The sequence below is a fragment of the Mucilaginibacter dorajii genome, assembly GCF_024808255.1.
Classification (GTDB): Bacteria; Bacteroidota; Bacteroidia; order Sphingobacteriales; family Sphingobacteriaceae; genus Mucilaginibacter; species Mucilaginibacter dorajii.
Window position 1 is genome coordinate 1 of record NZ_JANTYS010000042.1, and the last position, 20557, is coordinate 20557.

The following is a 20557-nucleotide window of genomic DNA, read 5'->3' on the forward strand; positions in this document are numbered from 1 at the left end:
TGGCCCCGCTCGTGAAAGCGAATTATGGGCGCTGTTTGATCGTCTTCTGTTTTCATACACTTCTTTTTAGTGTATAGTTTTTCCCGGACGAGTCACCCTATTATCAACTATTCCTATATAAAATTCTACGCTAATTTCATTCTATTGAACTGGCTGGCGTTAAAGTATATTTGTAAAAATGATTTCCTGATGGTAAAGATCAGCACCGTACAATTTACACCCAGCCTGGGCACACCGGCGGATAATATCCAGCAGGTATTCCGGCTTTTGCAGGGTATTCAAACAGATATTCTTGTTTTGCCGGAACTTTGCACCACCGGTTATTCCTTTATTTCGAGGAAAGAGGTCATGGCGGCGGCTGAAGGCCCCGAAGGTCAGAGTGTAGCAGAATTGCAAAAGCTATCAAAAGAATCCCGTACTCTTGTTATTGCCGGGTTTGCCGAACGATCCAATAATAAGGTGTATAATTCCGCCTTGGTCGCCCTTCCTGATGGCCAGCTGAAGACCTACCGTAAAACGCATCTCTTTTATCGTGAAAAGGAATGTTTTGATGAAGGAAATTCCGGCTTCTTTGTTGTACAGCATCCCTTTAAAGATTGCAGGATCGGGACCATGATCTGTAATGACTGGCGCTACCCGGAAGCGGCAAGAAGCCTTGCGCTGTGCGGAGCAGATGTAATTGCCTGCCCGTGTAACCTGGTATCCAGCATTTGGGGGATCGGGATGCAGGCAAGGGCATTGGAAAACAAGGTTTACCTGGCAGTAGCCAATCGTTGCGGTACGGAAACGCGGCAATTGGAAGATGGCACCTCACAATCCCTTACTTTCACCGGCGGTTCTGTCATTTACGATTATAATGGCAGCCCAATGGAGCAGGCCGGAAAGAATGGTGATTGCGTCATTACGCTGGAGATTGACCCATTATTAACCAGGGACAAATTCTTCAACGCATTTAATGATCTTTTAAAAGACAGGAGGCCAGAACTATATATTAACCGGTAGATACAGGATTGTTGAATACGGTTCATCAGCATCTCCAAAGCCCCCAAGACAAGGCGTAACTACGCTGTAACATCTGCCCCCCTAAAACCGTCTTACCAAAAATAGTAATATGGACCCGAACGAAAAGATCATCGCCCAACGCAAAGCTAAAGGCCTCACCCAGGAAGAACTGGCTGCGCTCACCAGGGTAAATCTGCGTACCATACAGCGCATAGAAAGCGGTGAGAGTAAACCCCGGCCATTTACCATAAAAGCGATAGCAAACGCGCTTGATCTGGGGCTAACCAATCTGAGAATCCAGCCACTGGCAACAAACGACCAGGAAAACACCACACATTTTCTTCAACTGTTTTGTATTTCCTGCTTTAGCTACCTCATCATACCTTATGTGCATTTCCTGATCCCCAATTACTTGTTAAAACTTAGGAAGGAACAAAACCCGGAGGTACGCAACTTTGCCAAAAAGGTTATCCGTGAACAAGTTTATTGGGTAGTTGCTACCATGTTGGTTTTCCTGATTATCCTGCTTATAAATTTCATAGCGCGCTATGAGCTTCATACCCCTCATTACATCAGCTACCTCATTCCATTTTTTGGCATGTATGCCTTAAATATTCTGCTGATCTTAAATAGCATGAACAAGGCACGGGCACTTCCTGTGTAAATGCCGTATAAACGCCGTATAAACGTCGCAAAACAATCAGGCGCGGGTGGTCTAAGTTTGCTTAACAAGCATAAAAGCAAATGAAAAAACTTTTAATAATGATGATCTGGCTGACTACAGCCACAGGCGCGACAGCACAAATCAACTTACCCAGGCAGGACCAGCAAATCAAATTCACCTGGCTCAGCGATACCCTTAACCATAAGCCGGAAGCCTATTCCGCAATGCTGGTCTCCGTTAAACTCGCAGGGTGCCCAAAGGCCTTTTATATGCAGTTCGACCTCGGCGCACCGCATTCCATGTTGTATAGCCAGCAAATCAAAAACATCATTGGTAAATATCCAAAGACAGACACGGGCACATTTAACATAGCAAAGGGAGCCGGTAAAAACGCGGTCATCATTGGCACCATAGGCGAGGATATGATCGACGGCAAAACACTCATCATCGACTATCCAAAACAGGAATTGAGTATCGTTACAACCCTCCCCGAAAAGCTGAGCAAGCAAACAACCCTGGGCTCCTTTATGCTGATGAAGGGCAGCATCCTCCTTCCGGCTATTCTTAACGGCAAACAAACCATTCTCTTTTTCGATACCGGTTCAAGCGCATTTGAATTACTAACCAGTAAGGAAACCGCAGATAAATTGGCCGCCCCAAATACAACTACCGAATCTTATCCCGTAAAATCCTGGGGCAGAACATTAACAGCAAACACCACCCATACGCAAGACAGCCTGGGTATTGCCGTTCAAAAATTACCCATCAAAAACGTAACCTACATTGATGGGGCCAGCGATAGCCAGGTGCAACAAATGCTAAAACTGGGTATCGGTGGTATGGTTGGGAATAAACTTTTTTTAAATACCATATTGATACTGGATACGAGGAATAAGAAATTCGGCCTGGTTATTAAATAGATCTTATTTGAAGGAATTTTGCAGCGTAGTATAACACAGATGTTTGATGATAAAATTAAGCTAACAAGCCCTCATCGCTACCATTTTGATCCTTCACCTTTGATAATGACAAAACGCCCTTCTTCATTAATATAGCCTTCCCGATAGATGAGTGCGCCGGTATTGCTTTTCCCCAGGCATACTTTGGCATAGGCCAGTTTCGCGGTTGGGTCAAAATAAATAGTGTTAACATTTAATAGATCGAATACAGGCGCCACAACTTTTCCAGTACCCAAATTAATGAAACCGGTTAGCGGCAGCCTGGTATAGGCACCTACTACCCCCCGGATACTGTAAAGCAATTTTGGGTTCGATTCCCCTTCCACTGAATTTTGTTCCCCGATGAACCAGGAGTCTGCGGGGAGCCCATAAGATTTAAAGAAATCAGCCTTGCTTGTCAGTTTAAAAGTAGCATCCATTACATATTTCATGTTAAAGGCCATTCCATAGGTGGTAAAATGATCAAAAGCGCCGTATTTGAGGATGTCAGCCTGTGTTTGTTTAAACACGATCTCTCCCTTTTTGTTAATAAAAGCGTACTCAAATGCTGATTTGTCCTTCGGCACCACCCGTGCATATCCACCGGAAAATTCGGAGGGTTTTATAGAGTATAACAAAGGAATAACCAGCTTTCCATCGGTGTTGATATAACCATATTTGACTTCCCCGAACTGATCTTTCTTGCCTACTACAGCCAGGCCTTCCGAAAAACGGTATAGCTCATCGAACGAGGGGGTAACCAGCGGACTGCCGTTTAAGCGTTTATATCCTGTTATGATGTTGCCATTTACCTGGCGTCGCACAATGCCAATTCCTTCGTTGATGTCGGCCAGCCGGTCACCAGGCGTGTATTTTTTTCCATCCGGTGTGGTATAGGTCCACCGTCCGCTGTTGTTCAACTCCAATAATCTTTTGTTATCGGCCAGGTCGTTCAGTACCCCCATCGCAATCACTTTTGCCGAACTGTTCATATAGCCCCATTGTTGGTGGTCTGTTGTTTGAAACCGTAGTAATCCGTTGCTCAGCAGCACATACTGTAAAACGGATACCGTGTAATACGAAAAATCATAACTGTTAAAAGGCACTGCCAGGTTGCCCTTAGGGTCGATAAGCGCTGCAGAGGTGCCTTTTCTTACAATCGCCACACCGTTATTGAAATCAAACATCTTATCTACGGCCAATGATACCGCACCGGCGCTAAGTTCCCCGGCGCCTCCTTTGTCGACCTGTACAGCCATGTTGCTCTCTGGCAACTTACCCGCGGATGAGGAAACAGGCTTTTTTTTAAAAACAGCGCCCAGGTCTTTAATGACCTTGCCTAATGATGGATTTTTAGGGGATTGGGCGTAGGACGGATTACCGGCTAATATGGCCATTCCGGCCAATAGTATCATAAAGCTGCGCATAAGATCAGATTTTAGCGTAATTATATAAAGACCATATCGTTTTAGATGGAGTCGCTTTCAGTTTATTGAAGGTAAACTTCAGCGGGAATCCGCGAAAGCCAGATTGATTAACTGCGGGCTTTGAGTTATTTAATGGCGGTATGCATTTATTTTTGAAGGGCAACCACCATCATGCCGAAGAATTATGCAATGGATCATTTTAAAGCTGACAGCATTGCCAAAAAATCATCCTTACGCCGGGAGGAAACCTCAAGTTCTGTCTTATCCTCCAGTTGTACATATCCGCCTTTGCCTTTGTAATAACTTTTGATATAAGCCAGGTTCACCAGGTGGGAGTTATGGATCCTGAAGAAGTTGTAAGGAGATAAAAGCCCTTCAAATTCCTTTAAGGTTTTGGCCACCATCAGGCTTTTCTTGTCTTTCATAAAAATGGTGGTATAATTCACATCGCTTTGGCAGCGAATAATGTCCTGAACTTTGATGAATTCCAGGCCCGTCATTGTAGGAACAGTAATTTTGGGATCATGCTGGCCCATTTGCTGTATGTTCTGAAACAAAAGCGCAATACTATCCAAATGATGTTCCCTTTCAATTTTTTCCCTGAGCTTTTTTACTGTCAGTTGAAGTTCGTCGGGATCTATTGGTTTTAATAAATAATCAACCGCGCTGAATTTAAAAGCCTGGATTGCATATTGTTCAAAAGCGGTAGTGAATACCACCTGAAATGGTATTGTGATATATTTTTTTAATAGGTCGAAGCCTGTTTGCTGGTGGATCTGTATATCGAGGAACACCAGTTGCGGTTTCAGTTCTTTGATCAGTTCAAAACCACTGTCTACCCGGTCGGCAGTCCCTGCAATAAAAAGCTCTCCTGCGCAGTAATGATCTGCAAGATAGCTCAACCGGTCAATACAGTGTGGTTCATCATCTATAATTACGGCGCTTATCATGCTTCAAAATGGCTTTCATACGGTAATTTCAGTTCAACTCTTGTGCCTTTTTCCAGGTCAATGATACGTACGCCTGCCAGGTTATCTTTTGATCTGTTGAGCAGGGCCAGCCGGTCGGCAGTGATTTTTACACCGAATGACTTCTTCCCTTCCGCTTTAGTTTTTTCGTGCCTCCCGATACCATCATCGGTAACGAAGCACAACAGGAGTTGTTCCTGGCGCGTAATCTCAATCAGGATGTGCCCTTTTTCGTCTTTCCCCGCAAAGCCATGCCAGATGCTGTTTTCCACAAAGGGCTGCAGGATAAGCGGCGGCACCAGGGTAGTATTCGGGTCGATATCTGCCGACACCTTAAATTCGTAGGTAAATCTCTGGTTAAGCCGGATAGCCTCCAGCTGCATATACAGTTCTGTCATTTGAAGCTCTTCCGCAAGACTAATCTCCCTCTCTTCAGAATTTTCCAAAGTTCCCCGCATCAGCCTTGCAAATTTGGCTAAAAAATAATCGGCGGTTTTAATATCGTTCCTGGTAATGAAATTGCTGATGGAATTGAGTGAATTAAAAATGAAATGCGGGTTAAGTTGTAAGCGAAGTACCTTCATTTCGATGGCTGAAACCTTTGACCGGTGTATAAGATCCTGTTGAACCTGGACACCATCACGTCTTTTCTTATAGGATATAAATAAAGCTACGGCAGCTAAGCCCAGCAATCCTGCCCCTGCCATAATTGTATTTTTGACAATCTTTTCCCTTTGAACAGCCGCCTCGGCAAGCGCTTGCTTTTTATCAGCTTCAAACTGTATTTCCGTGCGCGTGATCGCCAGCTTTTTTTCATCATTGAAAATACTGTCTTTCAGGCGGGTATATTTTTTATAGTCACTTAGGGCCGCATCATATTGGTGTAGCTTTTCATGAATGAGGCTTTGTGTTTGCCACCCGTTCATTTCGCGCTCCGCCGAACCTGATTCATGGCTCAGTTTAATGCCGAGCGCGACATAAGACCGGGCCTCCAATAACCGGCTCTTCAACAGATTAAGTTTGGCTAACGAGGTGTCTGGTGCTGTCAGCATTAATTCTGCCAGTTCATTATAAATAACCGACATGGAATTGTAATCGGGTGATTGTTCATAGAGGCCCAGCGCCTGTTTCAGGTAATGGAAAGATTCGCTGTATGCCCGCATGTTGCTGTACACGATCCCAATGTTGGTGAGGTTACCGGCTTCGCCCCGTTTATATTTAATCTGCCGGTTGATGGCAAGCGCCTGGTTGTACAGTTGAAGCGCTTTTTGTTGTTGCCCCTGTTCATCATAGGCAGTAGCCAGGTTGGCGTACATATTGGCCAGCTGCTGCTGATCTCCCAGTTGCCGGTACAGCGTTAGAGATTTTTGATAGTAGGCAAACGTACTCCGATAGTTCCCGAGTTTCTTGTAAACCAGGCCAATATTCATTAATGCCTGGGCCTGGGCGTTTGGATCGCCCATGATCTGGCCTATTCCTAATGCTTTAAAATAATAAGCCAGTGCCTCCGGGTAATCTGCCAGGTACAGGTAGGTGACCCCAATATTGTTGTAAAGGCTGCCAATTGCCTTGTTGTTTTTTAGTTCCTCAAACAGCTTCAGCGCGTTAATGCGGAGCCCCAATGCTTTTTTGTACTCAGAGCGATCTGTATACAAGATGGCCAGGTTATTCAGGGCACGACCTTCGCCATCCTTATTAAAATTGAGCCTGGCCAGCCGGATAGCCTGGTTATACCAGGTTATGGCCAGCGTATCATTGCCTAAGCTGGCATAATTTAAAGCTTTATAGTTATAGGCAGTACCTAACCTGCGGTTGTTTTTAAACCTGATACAAAGATCGATGGATTGATTTGCATACGACAGTCCCCGGGTGGGGTCGACATATATATAAGCATAGGATAGATTGTTTAAGAGTGCAATTTTAGAAGTATCATGAAGCGCGGCTTTCTTCAGCAAAGTTTCAAGGGAGTCGATCTCCCTGCTTTGTGCCGAAGCCATAGTCGCAGTCAGTGCCAAAAAAACTGTGATAATGGTACCTTTCATAAGTTAGCCACCTTGTGAACCGGTTGTTATTCAAATATATGCATAAGCACTGTTAATTTCACTTAAAAATGATCTGATACTGCCAATCGAAAAAAAGCAGTATCACACACGGAAAATAAATGGCGGCGGGCAAAAAATAAACGCGTATTGCAACCTTGAATTGCTTGGCGTAGGTTAGTTCAGTCATTGATCAATAACCCTTAAAACACGCAGCCATGATCATTAAATTCCTGAATCTCGCCAAAGTACTTTTCGCCTACATAGATAGTGGCGCCATCTTTCGTAAACCCTATAAATGGTTGTACATGCTAATCGCTGTTCTGCATGGCATCATCCCTGTTGGTATCCTTATATCGGCTTTGGGCAACCACTTGTTTGACGCGCCCTTTAAGGTAGTACTGGCTTTTTTACTGATACTGATATTTATAACCGTTGCCTCGGTAACCGGGATGCTGCTCTGGTGGAACCGCAAGGATAAGCTTGAGGTAATCACCAGTAACCAGGATGATTTTGTAGCAACCCCAATCTTTGCTCATTTTATCCAGACAAGCGGGGAGAATATAGCCATCTGGCTGTTCATAGCAGGGACCGGATTTTCGCTCATCGCGGGTATCTTCTTAAGTGGGGAAAACGGTTACATAGGCAGCCTGATACCAATGGCACTTCCATCTGGGATCGGCTTTGCAGGTATCGTCCTGTTTCCTTTCCTGGGTTATTTTACGCTCGTCCTGTTCCGGTTTTTGGCAGAACAAATAAGAGCCTTAGCTGCAATTGCCAATAATACTTATGCTATAGCCCACCCCGTACCTGCCTCTGCTACCGAAATAGTTTGAAAGGCCCGGACTGGTAAAACGATATAATTAAAAAATCAGCATAACAATGAAAACATCAATCGGATCTATCATTTTACTAAGCGCTGCTCTGCTGGCAGGTTGTCGGGGTGGTTTAAGCGGCACTTATAAACAAACCGGGGGCCTCATGGCTGGCATGGCAAGCGGAAAGATGACTTTCGTTTCCGGGAACAAAGTGGACATTGAGATTAACGGGGTAACCTCCGAATGCACTTATGAAAAAGACGGCGATCAAGTAAAGCTCATCAGCGGGGATAGGAACCAGGTCCTTGCGATAGACAAAGAAGGCTGCCTGGATGGCGGCGAAATAATGGGAAAATTTTGTAAAGAAAAATAATTGCAGATACCTATCAGAACAATTTCACTATGACTAAAAATCCAATCACCATAATCCTGTTCGCTATTTTAATCATTGCACCATCATGTGGTAAGCAGCAGACGGCCCTCATTACTAAACCCGATACCGTAATAACAAAGGGAGGAGGTACAGGCACCATCTCTGCCACTGATACAACTGATGCTCATTTTTATATAACGTTTAAAGCGGATACCACCACTTATAAATTTACCACATTAGCGCAGGGTAACTTTAACAAAAAAGATGCCAGCGGCAATTTTGATTTTAGCCTCAGCAGTCAGGCCAATTCACTGGCGCCGGGCACTAACAGGGTAATTATGGTTGGTGTTAATAAAGACTCACTGGTTACTGGTAAATATTATCAGAATTTTGGCACCAATACCGATACTACCGCTAAAGCTAACCTGGTACAGCTAAGCTGGTATAACAGTAAAAGCCAATTATTTTCCTCGTACGGTAAGGAATTCGGTGCCGCCCTTATTGCAGATACCCGAATAAAATTCACCCAAATAACAACTTACAGAATGAGGGGCACATTTTCGGGTACGGTGTATATTGGCATCAGCGCAAATGCTGAAAAACATACGCTAACCAATGGTGAATTTTATATACAACGGGTAAAATAATCCGTTATTTACCTAAATAGAAAATCACCTCCTATCCAACTTTATTTTTTTTGACTATTAATCTATAAAAACGGTTCCCCGCTGTTCAAAGTCTCCTAACGGCAGCGATATATTTATTTTTCAAATTGCGACGATTCAACTCCCCTGAATAAATCAGACTTTAACTTTGTTAATTTACCTAACAACGCCGTAACGGGAACTGCGGCTTTGTTGGCGGTTTTATCTATTGCAAAATTTAGCGTTTCTATCTCCGTTTCCCGCTTATTCAAGATATCCTGGTAGGTTGATATTTTTTGCCCGTCGGACATTTTGCTTATCGCGATAACGTTTTGCAATACCTCGTCCATCGTGAGGCGGATACTTTGCTCATGAGCCACGGCCAAACATTCGGTGATTACCAATTTTGCAATTTCCAGCGCAGCCACATTCCGGTGGAATATTCCGTTATCAATTTCCAGTAAAGGGCAAATAGAATTAAATACGCAATTGCTGATTACTTTTTTCCATATAACCGGTTGTATATCGGCTTCTGCCCTGAACGAGAAAGTTTCGGTGTTAATTTCCTGAATAATTTCCTGCAGCATACTATCCGTCCCTTTAATTACACCAACCGGCGAGGGTGCCACTAACCTGAACCTTACCTTGTTATCATTTATTGACTGACTGGTTGCCAATAAAACACACCTGTAAAGCGCTGTGAAACCGTGATCGATAAAACTGTTTTCAATGTGCAAGCCATTTTGCAAAAAAACAACGGGGGAGTTTTGCGCCTTGTGTTTAAGCTTTCGGGCTAATTCTTCGTTCCCAAACGACTTATTAGTTAACAATATAATTCCGTCTAACTTGTCATATTTACTCATGCTGCTAACCGTCACTTCAGCATGCAGATTTGCACCGGCAATTTCTACTTCTATATTATCAACCAAAGTTTCCTGGTCATCCACACTTCCCCGAAGAATGGTTACTTTTTTACCGTTGACGGTCAAGGCAACAGCTAAAGCTTTTGCAATAACACCATTGCCAACAATGTAAATTTGTTTATTAAAATCTGAAATTATATTTTCCATCATCATCTTTTTACATGGCAAACATATAAAATGAATATGTACCAGATGCTAAGAAAACCTTGCGCCCCTGCTGTAGTTACAAACTACAGGCATAGTCGTCCAAAGTCGGAGACGAACAGCGCGAGGGGATTATAGATAAATTTACGGTAAATCCCGGATGCTTAATTACATCCGGGATTTTGTTTTTTTTAAGATTAGGCCTTAGATGCAAGTTCAGTCTGAAAGTGTTGCTTTAGTTTGAACTTGCCCTTTGTCCTATCATCTGAAAGTCTTTTATCAATAGCCGCAAAAAAAAACAAATAAATTTGCGCAACTCAAAAGTTGCATTTATATTTGCAACCTACGGGTTGCTCAATTGAACATTACCACATGAAACAAGACATATTCCAAGCCATAGCCGACCCAACACGCAGGGCTATTTTAACTTTAATTGCTATCCAGGCATTAACACCAAACGCTATGGCCCAAAAATTTGATATGACCCGGCAAGCGGTATCAAAACATATTAAAGTATTACACGAATGCGATTTGATTAAGCCTGAGCAGAGCGGCAGGGAAATTTATTATCACTTTAATGCAAAAAAAATGCAGGAATTTGACAACTGGTTAGCCCAATTCAGGCAAAACTGGGAAACTCAATTCAATCAACTTGACCAACTATTATCAACAATTAAAAAACAGAAAAATGAACAATGATTTGCTATTTGATTTTAACGTTGACAAAGCAGCGAAAACGGTATTTATAACCAGGGAATTTAATGCCGGACTTGCTTTGGTATGGGATGCCTTTACCAAACAGGAACTACTGGACCAATGGGGAGCACCTGCACCAATGCGCGCCCAAACTAAACATATGGATTTTAAAGTGGGCGGCCGAAGATTTTACGCTATGATAAGCCCCGATGGACAGGAGCGTTGGTCTATTCAGAAATATACTTCCATCACGCCAAAAACCAATTTTAAAATGTATAATTCTTTTGCAGACAAAGATGAAAACCCCGAATTGCCGGGTTCTGACTGGGATTACAATTTTAGCGAACAAGATGGTATAACCAAAGTGAGCATTACCATTTTTAATGAATCGTTTGAACGAATGGAGAAATTATTGGAGGGCTTCAGGATAGGCTTTACCATAACATTGAAAAACCTGGAAGATCTGTTAACCAATTTATCGCAGAAATCATAAGCAGAAGATTGCCAACCAAATTGACAAGAAGAAACTGAAGAAATTAAACATAAAAAATTAACAATTAAACATAAAAATTATGAGAACAATTAATCCCTGGATCAACTTCAATGGAAATGCCGAAGAAGCATTCACTTTTTACAAATCAGTTTTTGGCGGAGAGTTTACCAGGATCATCCGTCTCGGCGACCTATCGAGCCCCGAATTTCCGGTAGCAGAAAATGATGCCAATAAAATAATGCACATTGCTTTGCCGCTTGGCAAACACAATGTGTTAATAGCCAATGACGTTCCCGAATTTATGGGACGGGTAAACGAAAGTGAAAACCGGTCGAAAATATCAGTGAGTGCCGAAAGCCGTGCAGAGGCAGACAAAATATTTAACGGACTATCAGCAGGCGGAGATGTGGAAGGACCTATTGGCGACACTTACTGGGGTACATACGCCGGAATGTTTAGGGACAAATACGGCATTGAATGGATTGTGGAGTTTGATGCAAATTATAACGGGTAAATTTAAGCGAAGAAAACTTTGCAGTTTGTGACGTTATAGCGTTAGCGGTCCCCGCTGTTCGAAGTCTCCGACTTCGAACAGCGGCATTACGAATACTACTCCACCTCCATCCGCATTTCAATCATATGCTTACAAAACCCGCGCTGTTCGAAGTCTCCGACTTCGAACCACTATGCCTGTAGTCTCCGACTACAGGATACTTAAAACAAACAATCCACATCAATAATACTATCAATGCCTGCGTAGTTGGATGCGCTTGAATATACGTAATCTTCGGCGCGATAAACCAGCCCGGCCCTTACTGGGTTTTGGTGAATATAATCTATCTTTTGCTGCATAAATGCGGGCGAAAAAAGTTCTACAAAATGATTTTCATGCTCCCACAGCTGGTAATTTTCATTCCGGCTATGCCTTGATGCATAATATTTAAACTGGTGCAACATCCACTCACGTCTGCTTTCCAGGTTGCTTACCAAAATGTCATCAACAATACGTTTGGCGATAAACTTTTTGCTATCCCTTACAAATTCACTTAAAGTAAATCCTTCATCAACAGATGCAATTAAGTGTACATGATTACTCATAATTACAAAGGCATGCAGATGCAAACCTTTTTTCTGTTGACAATATTTTAGGGATTCAATCACCAGATCGCGGTATTGTTGCCGGGTGAATACATCTATCCAGCCCACAACGGTAAATGTCATATAATAAACTGCTTGCTGATTGCGGATAACGTAACCTTTCCTAAACATGATATGATTGTTTGTGATAAATATATGATGTGGTTACTGTAGTTGCAAACTACAGGCATAGTAGTTCGAAGTCGGAGACTTCGAACAGCGGCAACTTCAAACAGGAGCTTCACAAATGCTAATCACTCCACCTCCATCCGCATTTCAATCATATGCTTACAAAACCCAACTTTTTCATAAGCCCTCACCGCGCCTTCGTTATCGGCGTAAACCTGTAAGCGCAATTCATGAAGGCCTTGCGCTTTGGCCCATTCTTTTAGCTCGTCAATAATCAGCTTATTGATGCCCTTGCCCCGGTGCTGGGGCGATACAAACATAAAGCCGAGGTAGGCAAATCGATCAAAATTGAAATACACCTTTTCGCTTGGTTTAATGCGGGCGTAGCCGCTGCCTACCAGTTCGCCGTCAAGTTCGGCCACTAACAGTTCCACATCGGGCGAGGTGATGAACATTTCAAGGTCGTAATAATTGATAGCGCCGGGTATTAAGGTTGGGTCGAAAGGTCGTTCGGCGTTGATTACTCCCTGTTCAAATTGCAGCAGGGTTGGGAGGTCGTGGATGGTGGCTTGGCGGATTAGCATGGGTATTGGTTGATTTTTAAAATGCTCCATAGGAGCAAAAGCTTTGTAGTATTATAAATGATAACGTTTTGCGTGCCGTAGGTACGCTGCCTTGTCCGGTTTGCATGGCGGCTACGACTCACCCCGGCTACGCTTCGCTGGCCGACCCTCTCTCCGGCAAGCCGCAAAGAGGGTTGAGTGTTTTTTTTGTCTATTCTTTTCCCGCCCTCTTTGCACGAAGTGGAGAGAGGGCGGTCCAGCGAAGCGTCGACCGGGTGAGTCGTCTGCGAGCAGCCTCCACCTACACCCTCACCCACTCGCATTCCTTCAAAAACCCCTCATCCGCATCAGCACCAATGCCAATGGCATCGTCAATGGTCAACTTATAGCCATCGTATTTAACGCCGCCAATGCAGGGGTCTTTTAAATGACCCAGCATGCAGGTATCCATATCGTAAAATTTAATATTCGGGCTGGCATATACAAAGTGCAGCTTGGCGCTTAGGGCTATGCGGCTTTCCAGCATGCCGCCCATCATACAGGCAATGCCTTTGGTGGCGGCTTCGTCGTGGATCTTTTTGGCCTCGAACAGTCCGCCCGATTTGGCCATTTTGATATTGATGTAATGGCAGCTGCCACTGTTGATCTGTTTACGGGCGTCGTGATGATTGTACACGCTTTCATCGGCCATAATTTTTACGGGCGATAGTTGCATCAGTTGGGGCAACAGATCATCGTACCAGGTGCGCATGGGTTGTTCGCAAAATTCAATATCATAGTCGCCCATCGCCTGCAGGGCAAAAACGGCATCGTCAAAACTCCAGCCCTGGTTGGCGTCAATGCGGATAGTCATCTGCGGACCAACCGCCTCACGGATCTGCTTGATGCGTTCCACATCGTCGGCCGCGTTTTTGCCCACTTTTACCTTCAGGATATTGGCACCCGATGCTTTAAAGTACAGCGCCTTTAAAGCCATGGTGGTTGGGTTATCAATACCAATGGTGATATCAGATTCAACCACGCGCCGCTCGCCCCCTAAAAATTGATAGAGCGGTAAGCCGGCATATTTGGCGGCAATATCATGTAAAGCAATATCGAAAGCGCTTTTGATGGTAGTATTACCGGCGGTAAAGCTATGTAGCTGCTGCAGGCGGCCCTCTATGTTCAGAGCATCGCGGCCTATCCACAGTTTGGCAAATTCGCGGGCCATCAGCAGGCAGGTATCCTGCGTTTCGCCCACAATCATCGGGAAGGCCGAGCACTCGCCCACTCCGTAAAACCCCGCATCGGTATGTACCCTTATAAACACGTTTTGCGCATGATCCATAGTACCCGTTGCAATAGTGAACGGCTCCATAGGGATGCTAAAACGATAAATATCGATATGGGTGATGGTTAGTTTGTTTTTCATAAGCCTCACCTAAATCCTCTCCAAAGGAGAGGACTTTTGATTTGTAAATGGATTTAAGTGCAATATACAATTCTTCATAATAAACTTGTCCGCTAAAGCCTTAACCGGCTTACTAACCAACGTTCTTTTAAAGTCCTCTCCTTTGGAGAGGATTTAGGTGAGGCTAAATTTAATTTGCACAATAACACTTTTAAGTTATATTTGCGTTACTACAATAATAACATTTCAATTTTAGCCTCCTGGGCCCTCAGTTACACAGGGAAGAGACGCATGGCTAACTTAAAACTTTCTTAATACAATACAATTACATGGCACAAGAAAACACGCCTGCAAATTTTGATTATAATTCAACCAGGAATAAACTTATCCTGACAGAATATGGCCGCAACGTACAAAACATGGTTAAGTACATTATTGCGCTGCCCACTAAAGAAGAACGTAACCGTTACGCCCAGGTGGTGATAGACCTGATGGGCTTTTTAAACCCGCACCTGCGCGATGTGGCCGATTTTAAGCACAAGCTTTGGGACCACCTGCACATTATATCTGACTACCAGATTGATGTTGATAGTCCGTACCCAAAACCGTCGCCAGAGCAAATTCACCTGAAGCCTGCGCCATTGCGTTACCCGCACCAGCGCATTAAATACAAGCACTATGGCAAAACCATTGAGCTGATGATTGAAAAAGCGAAAAGCATTGAAGAACCCGAGCGCAAGCGCCATATGGTACAGGCTGTTGCCAATTTCATGAAAATGGCCTACGTACAATGGAACAAAGATTCGGTATCTGACGAAAGTATCATTGCCGATCTGTACGCCTTATCTGGCGGTACCCTTAAGCTTGATGAGAACGTAAACCTTAACCGGGTTGAGTTTAGGCCAAACAATCATCCGCAAAACAACAATAACAATAATCGCGGACGCACCAACAACAACCAAAATAACAATAACCGTGGCGGCGGTGGTGGCGGCGGCGGTGCCCGCACCAACAATAACGGTCCGCGCAATAACAACAACCAAAACAACCGCAGCCGTAACAACGGTGGTGGCGGAAAGAAATATTAAACGTTCATTTGTTCACTGGTTCATTAGTTCATTGGTCTTGTCTGGTGGGTGATGGATCGGGTGGGATTATTTAATATTTTAACATAAAGGCGATAGCCCGGTTCTTCGTGATGAAGGACCGGGCTATTTTTATTAAAAAAATTATTAAAGGATGAGTTTGGTACAACAAAGGTGCATCAAAGGATATTGGGAGGTACTTCAAAAGGTATCCGCAGTTACCTTGCAAGTGGGTTAAAAAGCTCGATTTAAGCCAAAAAACAAAGTTTAAGAAGTTTCAACCCGATTTTGATCAAATTAAAAAGAGAGTAACCATAAAAGACCAATGAACAAATGAACTAATGAACCAGTGAACCAACCAAAAAAAATTATAATCTTTGCCGGTAATTAAAACTCTTTAAGGAGAGTGGAAGTTCATCATATTGAAACATTGATATATCAATTATAAGCACCTATGACTAACGCATTTGTGATCAACGGCGGGAAACCGCTAAAAGGCGAAATCACTCCGCAGGGAGCCAAAAACGAAGCACTACAGGTAATTTCGGCGGTACTGCTTACCGAAGAAAAAGTTACCATCAGCAATATACCCGACATTAAAGATGTTAACAAACTCATTGAGCTACTGGGCGATATGGGTGTTATCACCGAGAAGATAGCCGATGCTACCTACACCTTTGTAGCCAAAGACATTGACCAGGATTTTTTCCAGTCGGAAGCCTTTAAATCAAAAGGTGGCGGCTTACGTGGCTCTATCATGATTGTTGGGCCACTGCTGGCGCGTTTCGGCAAGGCATCCATCCCCAAGCCCGGTGGCGATAAAATAGGCCGCAGAAGGCTGGATACGCACTTTTTAGGCTTCGAGAAGCTGGGCGCCCAGTTCAACTACAACCCCGAAGACGGGTTTTTCAATGTGGATGCCTCCAATCTGCAGGGTACCTATATCCTGCTTGATGAGGCTTCGGTAACCGGTACAGCCAACATTGTAATGACCGCCGTACTATCAAAAGGTACCACCACCATTTACAACGCCGCCTGCGAACCATACCTGCAGCAACTTTGTAAAATGCTTAACCGCATGGGTGCCAAAATCAGCGGCATCGGCTCAAACCTGCTTACTATTGAGGGTGTTACCAAACTGGGCGGCACCGAGCACCGCATGCTGCCCGATATGATCGAGATCGGTTCGTTCATTGGCCTGGCTGCTATGACAGGGTCTGAGATCACTATTAAAGATGTACAATATAAAGAGCTGGGCATGATTCCTGATGTATTTAAACGCCTGGGCATCAAGCTTGAACTGCGCGGTGATGATATCTATATCCCCGCGCAGGACCACTATGAAATTGAAACCTTCATCGATGGCTCTATCATGACCATTGCCGATGCCCCATGGCCCGGCTTTACCCCCGATTTGTTGAGCATTGTGCTGGTAGTGGCCATACAGGCCAAAGGATCGGTATTGATACACCAAAAAATGTTTGAAAGCCGTTTATTCTTTGTGGATAAACTACTGGATATGGGTGCCCAGATCATCCTGTGCGACCCGCACCGTGCTACCGTGATTGGGTTGGATAAACAGGTTCAGCTAAGAGGCATCAGCATGACTTCGCCGGATATCCGCGCGGGGGTTTCCCTGCTGATAGCTGCTTTATCGGCACAAGGCAAATCAACCATCTACAACATCGAACAAATTGAGCGTGGCTACCAGAACATAGATACCCGTTTAAAAGCCTTAGGAGCCGATATAACCCGGATATAAGCATAAAGCCAAAAGCTCAAGGCTGAAAGCAACTCAAAGCTTTTGGCCTTAAGCTTTCAGCTTTTACCTATCTTTTGCTTTTTACAGTTAAAGATTTATCTTTAACCCGCCGCATATTGCCTTCAGCTTTATGCTTTCAGCCTTAAGCTCCTGAACATGCCCTACAAAAACCGGAAGTCGACATACGTTTATTTCATACTGATTTTTGTGTTTATAAAGGTGGTAATCAACCTGTTTGCCATTGGTCATTTTGGGTTTCACCGCGACGAGTTTTTACACCTTGTATTAGCCGATCATATGGATTGGGGCTATAAGGAAGTACCCCCATTTATAGCTTTGTTGGCAAAAATAACCATTACCCTATTCGGTAATTCGGTGTTTGCAGCACGCATTTTCCCAACCATTTTTGCGGGATTAATCATTTGGTTTACAGGGCTAATTGTGGTTGAGTTTGGCGGGCGCAGGTTTGCTATAACCCTGGCTTGTTTGGCCCTTATCTTCTCGCCTGCCTTTGCTGCCAGCGATTACCTTTTTCAACCCGTTGTGTTCGATCAGTTCTGGTGGGTGCTTACGGTTTGGCTCTTCATCAAATACCTCAACACAACCGATGTAAGGTATCTTTATTGGCTGGGCATGGCAGTAGGTCTTGGCATGCTCACCAAGTATACCATGCTGTTCTTTACGGTGGCGCTCATCATTGGCATACTCATTAGCAAGCAGCGTAAGCTGCTGTTTAACTGGCACATATTAGGGGCTATGGCTTTAGCTTTGTTGATATTTTTGCCCAATTTTATCTGGCAGATAACGCACCATTTCCCGGTGATCACCCACATGGCAGCCCTGCGCAAAGAGCAGCTTGATTACATTACAACCGGCCAATTTATTGAGCAACAGCTTACCGTACATGGGGTGGCATTGTTTGTTTGGTTTACGGGTTTTGTATTCCTAATCTTCTCGTTCAAACTGCGTAATTTTCAGTTCCTGGCTATAGCTTACGTGCTTATATTCATTTTTTTATTGGAGATGGACGGCAAAAACTATTACCTGTTTGGGGCCTACCCTATGCTTTTCGCGGCAGGTGGTTTTGGCTTCGAACGCTGGTTAAAATCAAGTGGTTTGGCCTTGCGAACTGTAATCATAACCTTTTTCACATTGCCAAATATACTGTTGCTGCCGTTGTTTTTACCCATTTTATCGCTTCAACAAACAGTAGCCTGGTTTAAGTATACTACACGGCACATCAATGCCTTAAAATTTGCCATAACCTGGGAAGATCAAAAAACACATGCCACCACGCAGGATTATGCCGATATGCTTGGCTGGGACGAGATGGCCCAAAAAGTTGGCCAGGCCTATCACGGCCTTACCCCCGAACAACAAAAACAAACGGTAGTCTATGCCGATAACTACGGCGAAGCAGGTGCCTTACACCATTATCGCCAGCAATATAACTACCCTGACGTGGCATCGCTAAACAGCAGCTTCACGCTTTGGGCACCGGACACACTTGGCTGCAAATACATGATCTATGTAGATGACAGCAACGGCAAAAACATCCGTGAGTTTGTTACCGGCAACATGATAGGCTCCTACAAAAAGATAGGCGAAGTTGAGTACTACCTGGCCCGGGAAAAAGGTACCGGCATTTATCTGCTTACGGATATTAAATTTCCGTTGAAGGAGAGGTACCGGACGGAGTTGGTGAGGAAGAGGCAGCAATAATAGAAGCCTCCTTTAAATCTCCCCCTAAAGGGGAGAATTTGAATTGCAAATGGAAGTAAAAAAGGTGCCATGCCCAAGCACAACACCTTTTGTCTTTTATCTAAAAGTCCTTATTCCTTGCTCCCCTTATGCCGATATCGCGTTGATAATATCGTACTGTGTAATAATCTCAATTTTACCACTTTCATCCTCTACCAACACCGCAATGTTTTCCTTATTGATAAGGCCCGAGATGCGGTCAATTGAAGTGTTAAGATCCACAAACGGGAACGGCGCGGTAGTAATATTTTTTACCGGCTGCGATTTAATAGACGGATTTTCCAGCAGCGAATTAAGGATATCGCTTTCGGTGATCTTGCCTATCACCATGCCCTTTTGGGTAACCGGGATTTGCGAAATATTGAGCGATTTGATAGTATTGATAGCCTCCAGTACCGATTTTTCGCAATCAATGGTGATAATCTCCTGTACATCTTTTTTGCCGATGATATCGCGCGCTGTTAGCTTTTCGTCTTTCAGGAAACCACGGTCGCGCAGCCAGTCGTCATTGTACATTTTGCCCAGGTAACGGGTACCATGATCGGGGAAAATGATCACCACCACGTCACCCTCTTTAAACATATCTTTCATTTGCACCACACCAGCCACTGCCGAGCCGGTTGAATTACCCGCAAAAATGCCTTCCTTGCGGGCTACCTCACGGGTCATCAGGGCAGCATCCTTATCAGTTACTTTTTCAAAGTGATCTATCAGGCTAAAATCAACGTTTTGGGGTAAAAAGTCTTCGCCAATACCTTCAGTTATGTACGGATAAATTTCGTTTTTATCAAAATCGCCGGTTTCTTTATACTTTTTAAACACCGAACCATAGGTATCAATGCCTAACACCTTGATATTGGGGTTCATTTCTTTTAAATAACGTGCTGTACCAGATATAGTACCGCCTGTACCAACGCCCGCTACCAGGTGTGTTACTTTACCCCCGGTTTGCTCCCATATTTCGGGACCGGTTTGCTCATAATGCGCCTGCGAGTTGCTCAGGTTATCGTACTGGTTAGGCTTCCATGAATTGGGCACTTCGCGCTCCAAACGTGACGAAACCGAGTAATATGACCTTGGATCTTCCGGCTCTACGTTGGTAGGGCAAACAATAACCTCGGCACCAAAAGCACGCAGAGCGTCAAATTTTTCTTTTGATTGTTTATCGGTACTGGTAAAAATACATTTATAACCCTTTATAACGGCCGCGATAGCCAGCCCCATGCCGGTATTGCCCGATGTACCTTCAATAATGGTACCACCGGGTTTAAGCTTACCGCTCCTTTCGGCATCCTCAATCATTTTAAGGGCCATACGATCCTTTATGGAGTTACCGGGATTGGTTGTCTCAATTTTAGCTAAAACGATGGCAGGAATGTCCTTTGTTACCTTATTTAGCTTTACCAGGGGCGTGTGGCCAATGGTTTCTAATATGTTGTTATACCACATAAATTAAAAATCTACTAATCCGGTGTACTAAGCGGGATTACGGCTCAAAAATAGTTTTTATAAACTGATATTTCTTTATGGAAAAGTAAATAGATGTGCATCTTATGTGTGAACAATCATTAAACATTAAATTTAAACCGGAGCTTAGCGGC

20 protein-coding genes are annotated in these 20557 nt (G+C 44.0%); 12 read left to right on the plus strand and 8 right to left on the minus strand.

Annotation, left to right across the window (positions count from 1 at the left end; genetic code table 11):
* Positions 1-189 precede the first annotated feature (189 nt).
* The 3 genes from FHS10_RS28780 (at position 190) to FHS10_RS28790 (ending at position 2586) form a co-directional block, all read left to right on the plus strand.
* The gene (locus tag FHS10_RS28780) at positions 190-1002 is read left to right on the plus strand and encodes a nitrilase-related carbon-nitrogen hydrolase (RefSeq protein WP_259097658.1); all 813 of its coding nucleotides are present in this window, start codon (positions 190-192) and stop codon (positions 1000-1002) included.
* A 109-nt stretch (positions 1003-1111) separates the two neighbouring features.
* On the plus strand, positions 1112-1666 hold the full coding sequence (locus FHS10_RS28785) for a helix-turn-helix domain-containing protein (protein WP_259097659.1): 555 nt from the start codon (positions 1112-1114) through the stop codon (positions 1664-1666).
* 80 nt (positions 1667-1746) lie between these two features.
* Positions 1747-2586, plus strand: a complete 840-nt coding sequence (locus tag FHS10_RS28790; protein ID WP_259097661.1) for a hypothetical protein — start codon at positions 1747-1749, stop codon at positions 2584-2586.
* Positions 2587-2663: 77 nt separating this feature from the next.
* Here the strand turns inward: FHS10_RS28790 and FHS10_RS28795 are convergent, their stop codons facing one another.
* The 3 genes from FHS10_RS28795 to FHS10_RS28805 all read right to left on the minus strand — a co-directional run bounded on the left by FHS10_RS28795 (position 2664) and on the right by FHS10_RS28805 (position 7041).
* Positions 2664-4031 (minus strand): WG repeat-containing protein, encoded by a 1368-nt coding sequence (locus FHS10_RS28795; RefSeq protein ID WP_259097662.1) that lies wholly within the window; start codon positions 4029-4031, stop codon positions 2664-2666.
* A 194-nt stretch (positions 4032-4225) separates the two neighbouring features.
* A complete protein-coding gene (locus FHS10_RS28800) occupies positions 4226-4981 on the minus strand; it encodes a LytR/AlgR family response regulator transcription factor (protein ID WP_259097663.1) in 756 nt (251 codons plus the stop codon).
* The gene (locus FHS10_RS28805; RefSeq protein ID WP_259097664.1) at positions 4978-7041 is read right to left on the minus strand and encodes a tetratricopeptide repeat protein; all 2064 of its coding nucleotides are present in this window, start codon (positions 7039-7041) and stop codon (positions 4978-4980) included. Before FHS10_RS28805 ends, FHS10_RS28800 begins: the two co-directional genes overlap by 4 nt.
* A 215-nt stretch (positions 7042-7256) precedes the next feature.
* On the opposite strand from FHS10_RS28805, the gene FHS10_RS28810 reads away from it, so the two are divergent.
* The 3 genes from FHS10_RS28810 to FHS10_RS28820 are packed head-to-tail and all read left to right on the plus strand — an operon-like array spanning position 7257 to position 8876.
* Positions 7257-7874, plus strand: a complete 618-nt coding sequence (locus FHS10_RS28810) for a hypothetical protein (protein WP_259097665.1) — start codon at positions 7257-7259, stop codon at positions 7872-7874.
* A 46-nt stretch (positions 7875-7920) separates the two neighbouring features.
* The gene (locus FHS10_RS28815) at positions 7921-8229 is read left to right on the plus strand and encodes a hypothetical protein (RefSeq protein ID WP_259097667.1); all 309 of its coding nucleotides are present in this window, start codon (positions 7921-7923) and stop codon (positions 8227-8229) included.
* A 29-nt stretch (positions 8230-8258) separates the two neighbouring features.
* Entirely contained in the window at positions 8259-8876 is a 618-nt protein-coding gene (locus tag FHS10_RS28820; protein WP_259097668.1) for a hypothetical protein, read from the plus strand.
* 113 nt (positions 8877-8989) lie between these two features.
* Here the strand turns inward: FHS10_RS28820 and FHS10_RS28825 are convergent, their stop codons facing one another.
* The gene (locus tag FHS10_RS28825; protein ID WP_259097669.1) at positions 8990-9943 is read right to left on the minus strand and encodes a ketopantoate reductase family protein; all 954 of its coding nucleotides are present in this window, start codon (positions 9941-9943) and stop codon (positions 8990-8992) included.
* A gap of 369 nt (positions 9944-10312) precedes the next feature.
* Between FHS10_RS28825 and FHS10_RS28830 the strand changes: the two genes are divergently transcribed.
* From FHS10_RS28830 to FHS10_RS28840, 3 genes are all read left to right on the plus strand, one after another.
* Positions 10313-10639: an ArsR/SmtB family transcription factor gene (locus FHS10_RS28830; protein ID WP_259097671.1), complete on the plus strand. Its 327-nt coding sequence runs from the start codon at positions 10313-10315 to the stop codon at positions 10637-10639.
* On the plus strand, positions 10629-11129 hold the full coding sequence (locus FHS10_RS28835) for an SRPBCC family protein (RefSeq protein ID WP_259097672.1): 501 nt from the start codon (positions 10629-10631) through the stop codon (positions 11127-11129). Before FHS10_RS28830 ends, FHS10_RS28835 begins: the two co-directional genes overlap by 11 nt.
* Positions 11130-11208: 79 nt before the next feature.
* Positions 11209-11643 (plus strand): VOC family protein, encoded by a 435-nt coding sequence (locus tag FHS10_RS28840; protein ID WP_259097674.1) that lies wholly within the window; start codon positions 11209-11211, stop codon positions 11641-11643.
* A 200-nt stretch (positions 11644-11843) separates the two neighbouring features.
* Here the strand turns inward: FHS10_RS28840 and FHS10_RS28845 are convergent, their stop codons facing one another.
* The 3 genes from FHS10_RS28845 to FHS10_RS28855 form a co-directional block, all read right to left on the minus strand.
* A complete protein-coding gene (locus FHS10_RS28845) occupies positions 11844-12398 on the minus strand; it encodes an REP-associated tyrosine transposase (protein ID WP_259097675.1) in 555 nt (184 codons plus the stop codon).
* Between the two features lie 122 nt (positions 12399-12520).
* The gene (locus FHS10_RS28850) at positions 12521-12979 is read right to left on the minus strand and encodes a GNAT family N-acetyltransferase (protein WP_259097677.1); all 459 of its coding nucleotides are present in this window, start codon (positions 12977-12979) and stop codon (positions 12521-12523) included.
* A gap of 280 nt (positions 12980-13259) precedes the next feature.
* The gene (locus FHS10_RS28855) at positions 13260-14369 is read right to left on the minus strand and encodes a mandelate racemase/muconate lactonizing enzyme family protein (protein ID WP_259097678.1); all 1110 of its coding nucleotides are present in this window, start codon (positions 14367-14369) and stop codon (positions 13260-13262) included.
* Positions 14370-14677: 308 nt separating this feature from the next.
* Between FHS10_RS28855 and FHS10_RS28860 the strand changes: the two genes are divergently transcribed.
* The 3 genes from FHS10_RS28860 (at position 14678) to FHS10_RS28870 (ending at position 18917) form a co-directional block, all read left to right on the plus strand.
* Complete coding sequence (locus FHS10_RS28860; RefSeq protein ID WP_259097680.1) at positions 14678-15436, plus strand: DUF4290 domain-containing protein; 759 nt, start codon at positions 14678-14680, stop codon at positions 15434-15436.
* A gap of 451 nt (positions 15437-15887) precedes the next feature.
* Positions 15888-17195 (plus strand): UDP-N-acetylglucosamine 1-carboxyvinyltransferase, encoded by a 1308-nt coding sequence (murA, locus tag FHS10_RS28865; protein WP_259097681.1) that lies wholly within the window; start codon positions 15888-15890, stop codon positions 17193-17195.
* Positions 17196-17351: 156 nt separating this feature from the next.
* Positions 17352-18917 (plus strand): ArnT family glycosyltransferase, encoded by a 1566-nt coding sequence (locus FHS10_RS28870; protein WP_259097683.1) that lies wholly within the window; start codon positions 17352-17354, stop codon positions 18915-18917.
* Between the two features lie 126 nt (positions 18918-19043).
* Here FHS10_RS28870 and FHS10_RS28875 read toward each other — a convergent pair whose 3' ends face one another.
* Positions 19044-20405, minus strand: coding sequence for a pyridoxal-phosphate dependent enzyme (locus FHS10_RS28875; protein WP_259097686.1), 1362 nt, complete (start codon positions 20403-20405; stop codon positions 19044-19046).
* Positions 20406-20557: the final 152 nt, after the last annotated feature.

Excerpts from the sequence above, each read along its gene's own strand:
- FHS10_RS28805 (WP_259097664.1), bottom strand. The coding sequence starts at position 7,041 with ATGAAAGGTACCATTATCACAGTTTTTTTGGCACTGACTGCGACTATG.
- FHS10_RS28780 (WP_259097658.1), top strand. The coding sequence starts at position 190 with ATGGTAAAGATCAGCACCGTACAATTTACACCCAGCCTGGGCACACCG.
- FHS10_RS28845 (WP_259097675.1), bottom strand. The coding sequence starts at position 12,398 with ATGTTTAGGAAAGGTTACGTTATCCGCAATCAGCAAGCAGTTTATTAT.
- FHS10_RS28815 (WP_259097667.1), top strand. The coding sequence starts at position 7,921 with ATGAAAACATCAATCGGATCTATCATTTTACTAAGCGCTGCTCTGCTG.
- FHS10_RS28820 (WP_259097668.1), top strand. The coding sequence starts at position 8,259 with ATGACTAAAAATCCAATCACCATAATCCTGTTCGCTATTTTAATCATT.
- FHS10_RS28875 (WP_259097686.1), bottom strand. The coding sequence starts at position 20,405 with ATGTGGTATAACAACATATTAGAAACCATTGGCCACACGCCCCTGGTA.
- FHS10_RS28860 (WP_259097680.1), top strand. The coding sequence starts at position 14,678 with ATGGCACAAGAAAACACGCCTGCAAATTTTGATTATAATTCAACCAGG.
- FHS10_RS28840 (WP_259097674.1), top strand. The coding sequence starts at position 11,209 with ATGAGAACAATTAATCCCTGGATCAACTTCAATGGAAATGCCGAAGAA.
- FHS10_RS28790 (WP_259097661.1), top strand. The coding sequence starts at position 1,747 with ATGAAAAAACTTTTAATAATGATGATCTGGCTGACTACAGCCACAGGC.
- FHS10_RS28825 (WP_259097669.1), bottom strand. The coding sequence starts at position 9,943 with ATGGAAAATATAATTTCAGATTTTAATAAACAAATTTACATTGTTGGC.
- FHS10_RS28785 (WP_259097659.1), top strand. The coding sequence starts at position 1,112 with ATGGACCCGAACGAAAAGATCATCGCCCAACGCAAAGCTAAAGGCCTC.
- FHS10_RS28855 (WP_259097678.1), bottom strand. The coding sequence starts at position 14,369 with ATGAAAAACAAACTAACCATCACCCATATCGATATTTATCGTTTTAGC.
- FHS10_RS28870 (WP_259097683.1), top strand. The coding sequence starts at position 17,352 with ATGCCCTACAAAAACCGGAAGTCGACATACGTTTATTTCATACTGATT.
- FHS10_RS28850 (WP_259097677.1), bottom strand. The coding sequence starts at position 12,979 with ATGCTAATCCGCCAAGCCACCATCCACGACCTCCCAACCCTGCTGCAA.
- FHS10_RS28795 (WP_259097662.1), bottom strand. The coding sequence starts at position 4,031 with ATGCGCAGCTTTATGATACTATTGGCCGGAATGGCCATATTAGCCGGT.
- FHS10_RS28835 (WP_259097672.1), top strand. The coding sequence starts at position 10,629 with ATGAACAATGATTTGCTATTTGATTTTAACGTTGACAAAGCAGCGAAA.
- murA (WP_259097681.1), top strand. The coding sequence starts at position 15,888 with ATGACTAACGCATTTGTGATCAACGGCGGGAAACCGCTAAAAGGCGAA.
- FHS10_RS28810 (WP_259097665.1), top strand. The coding sequence starts at position 7,257 with ATGATCATTAAATTCCTGAATCTCGCCAAAGTACTTTTCGCCTACATA.
- FHS10_RS28830 (WP_259097671.1), top strand. The coding sequence starts at position 10,313 with ATGAAACAAGACATATTCCAAGCCATAGCCGACCCAACACGCAGGGCT.
- FHS10_RS28800 (WP_259097663.1), bottom strand. The coding sequence starts at position 4,981 with ATGATAAGCGCCGTAATTATAGATGATGAACCACACTGTATTGACCGG.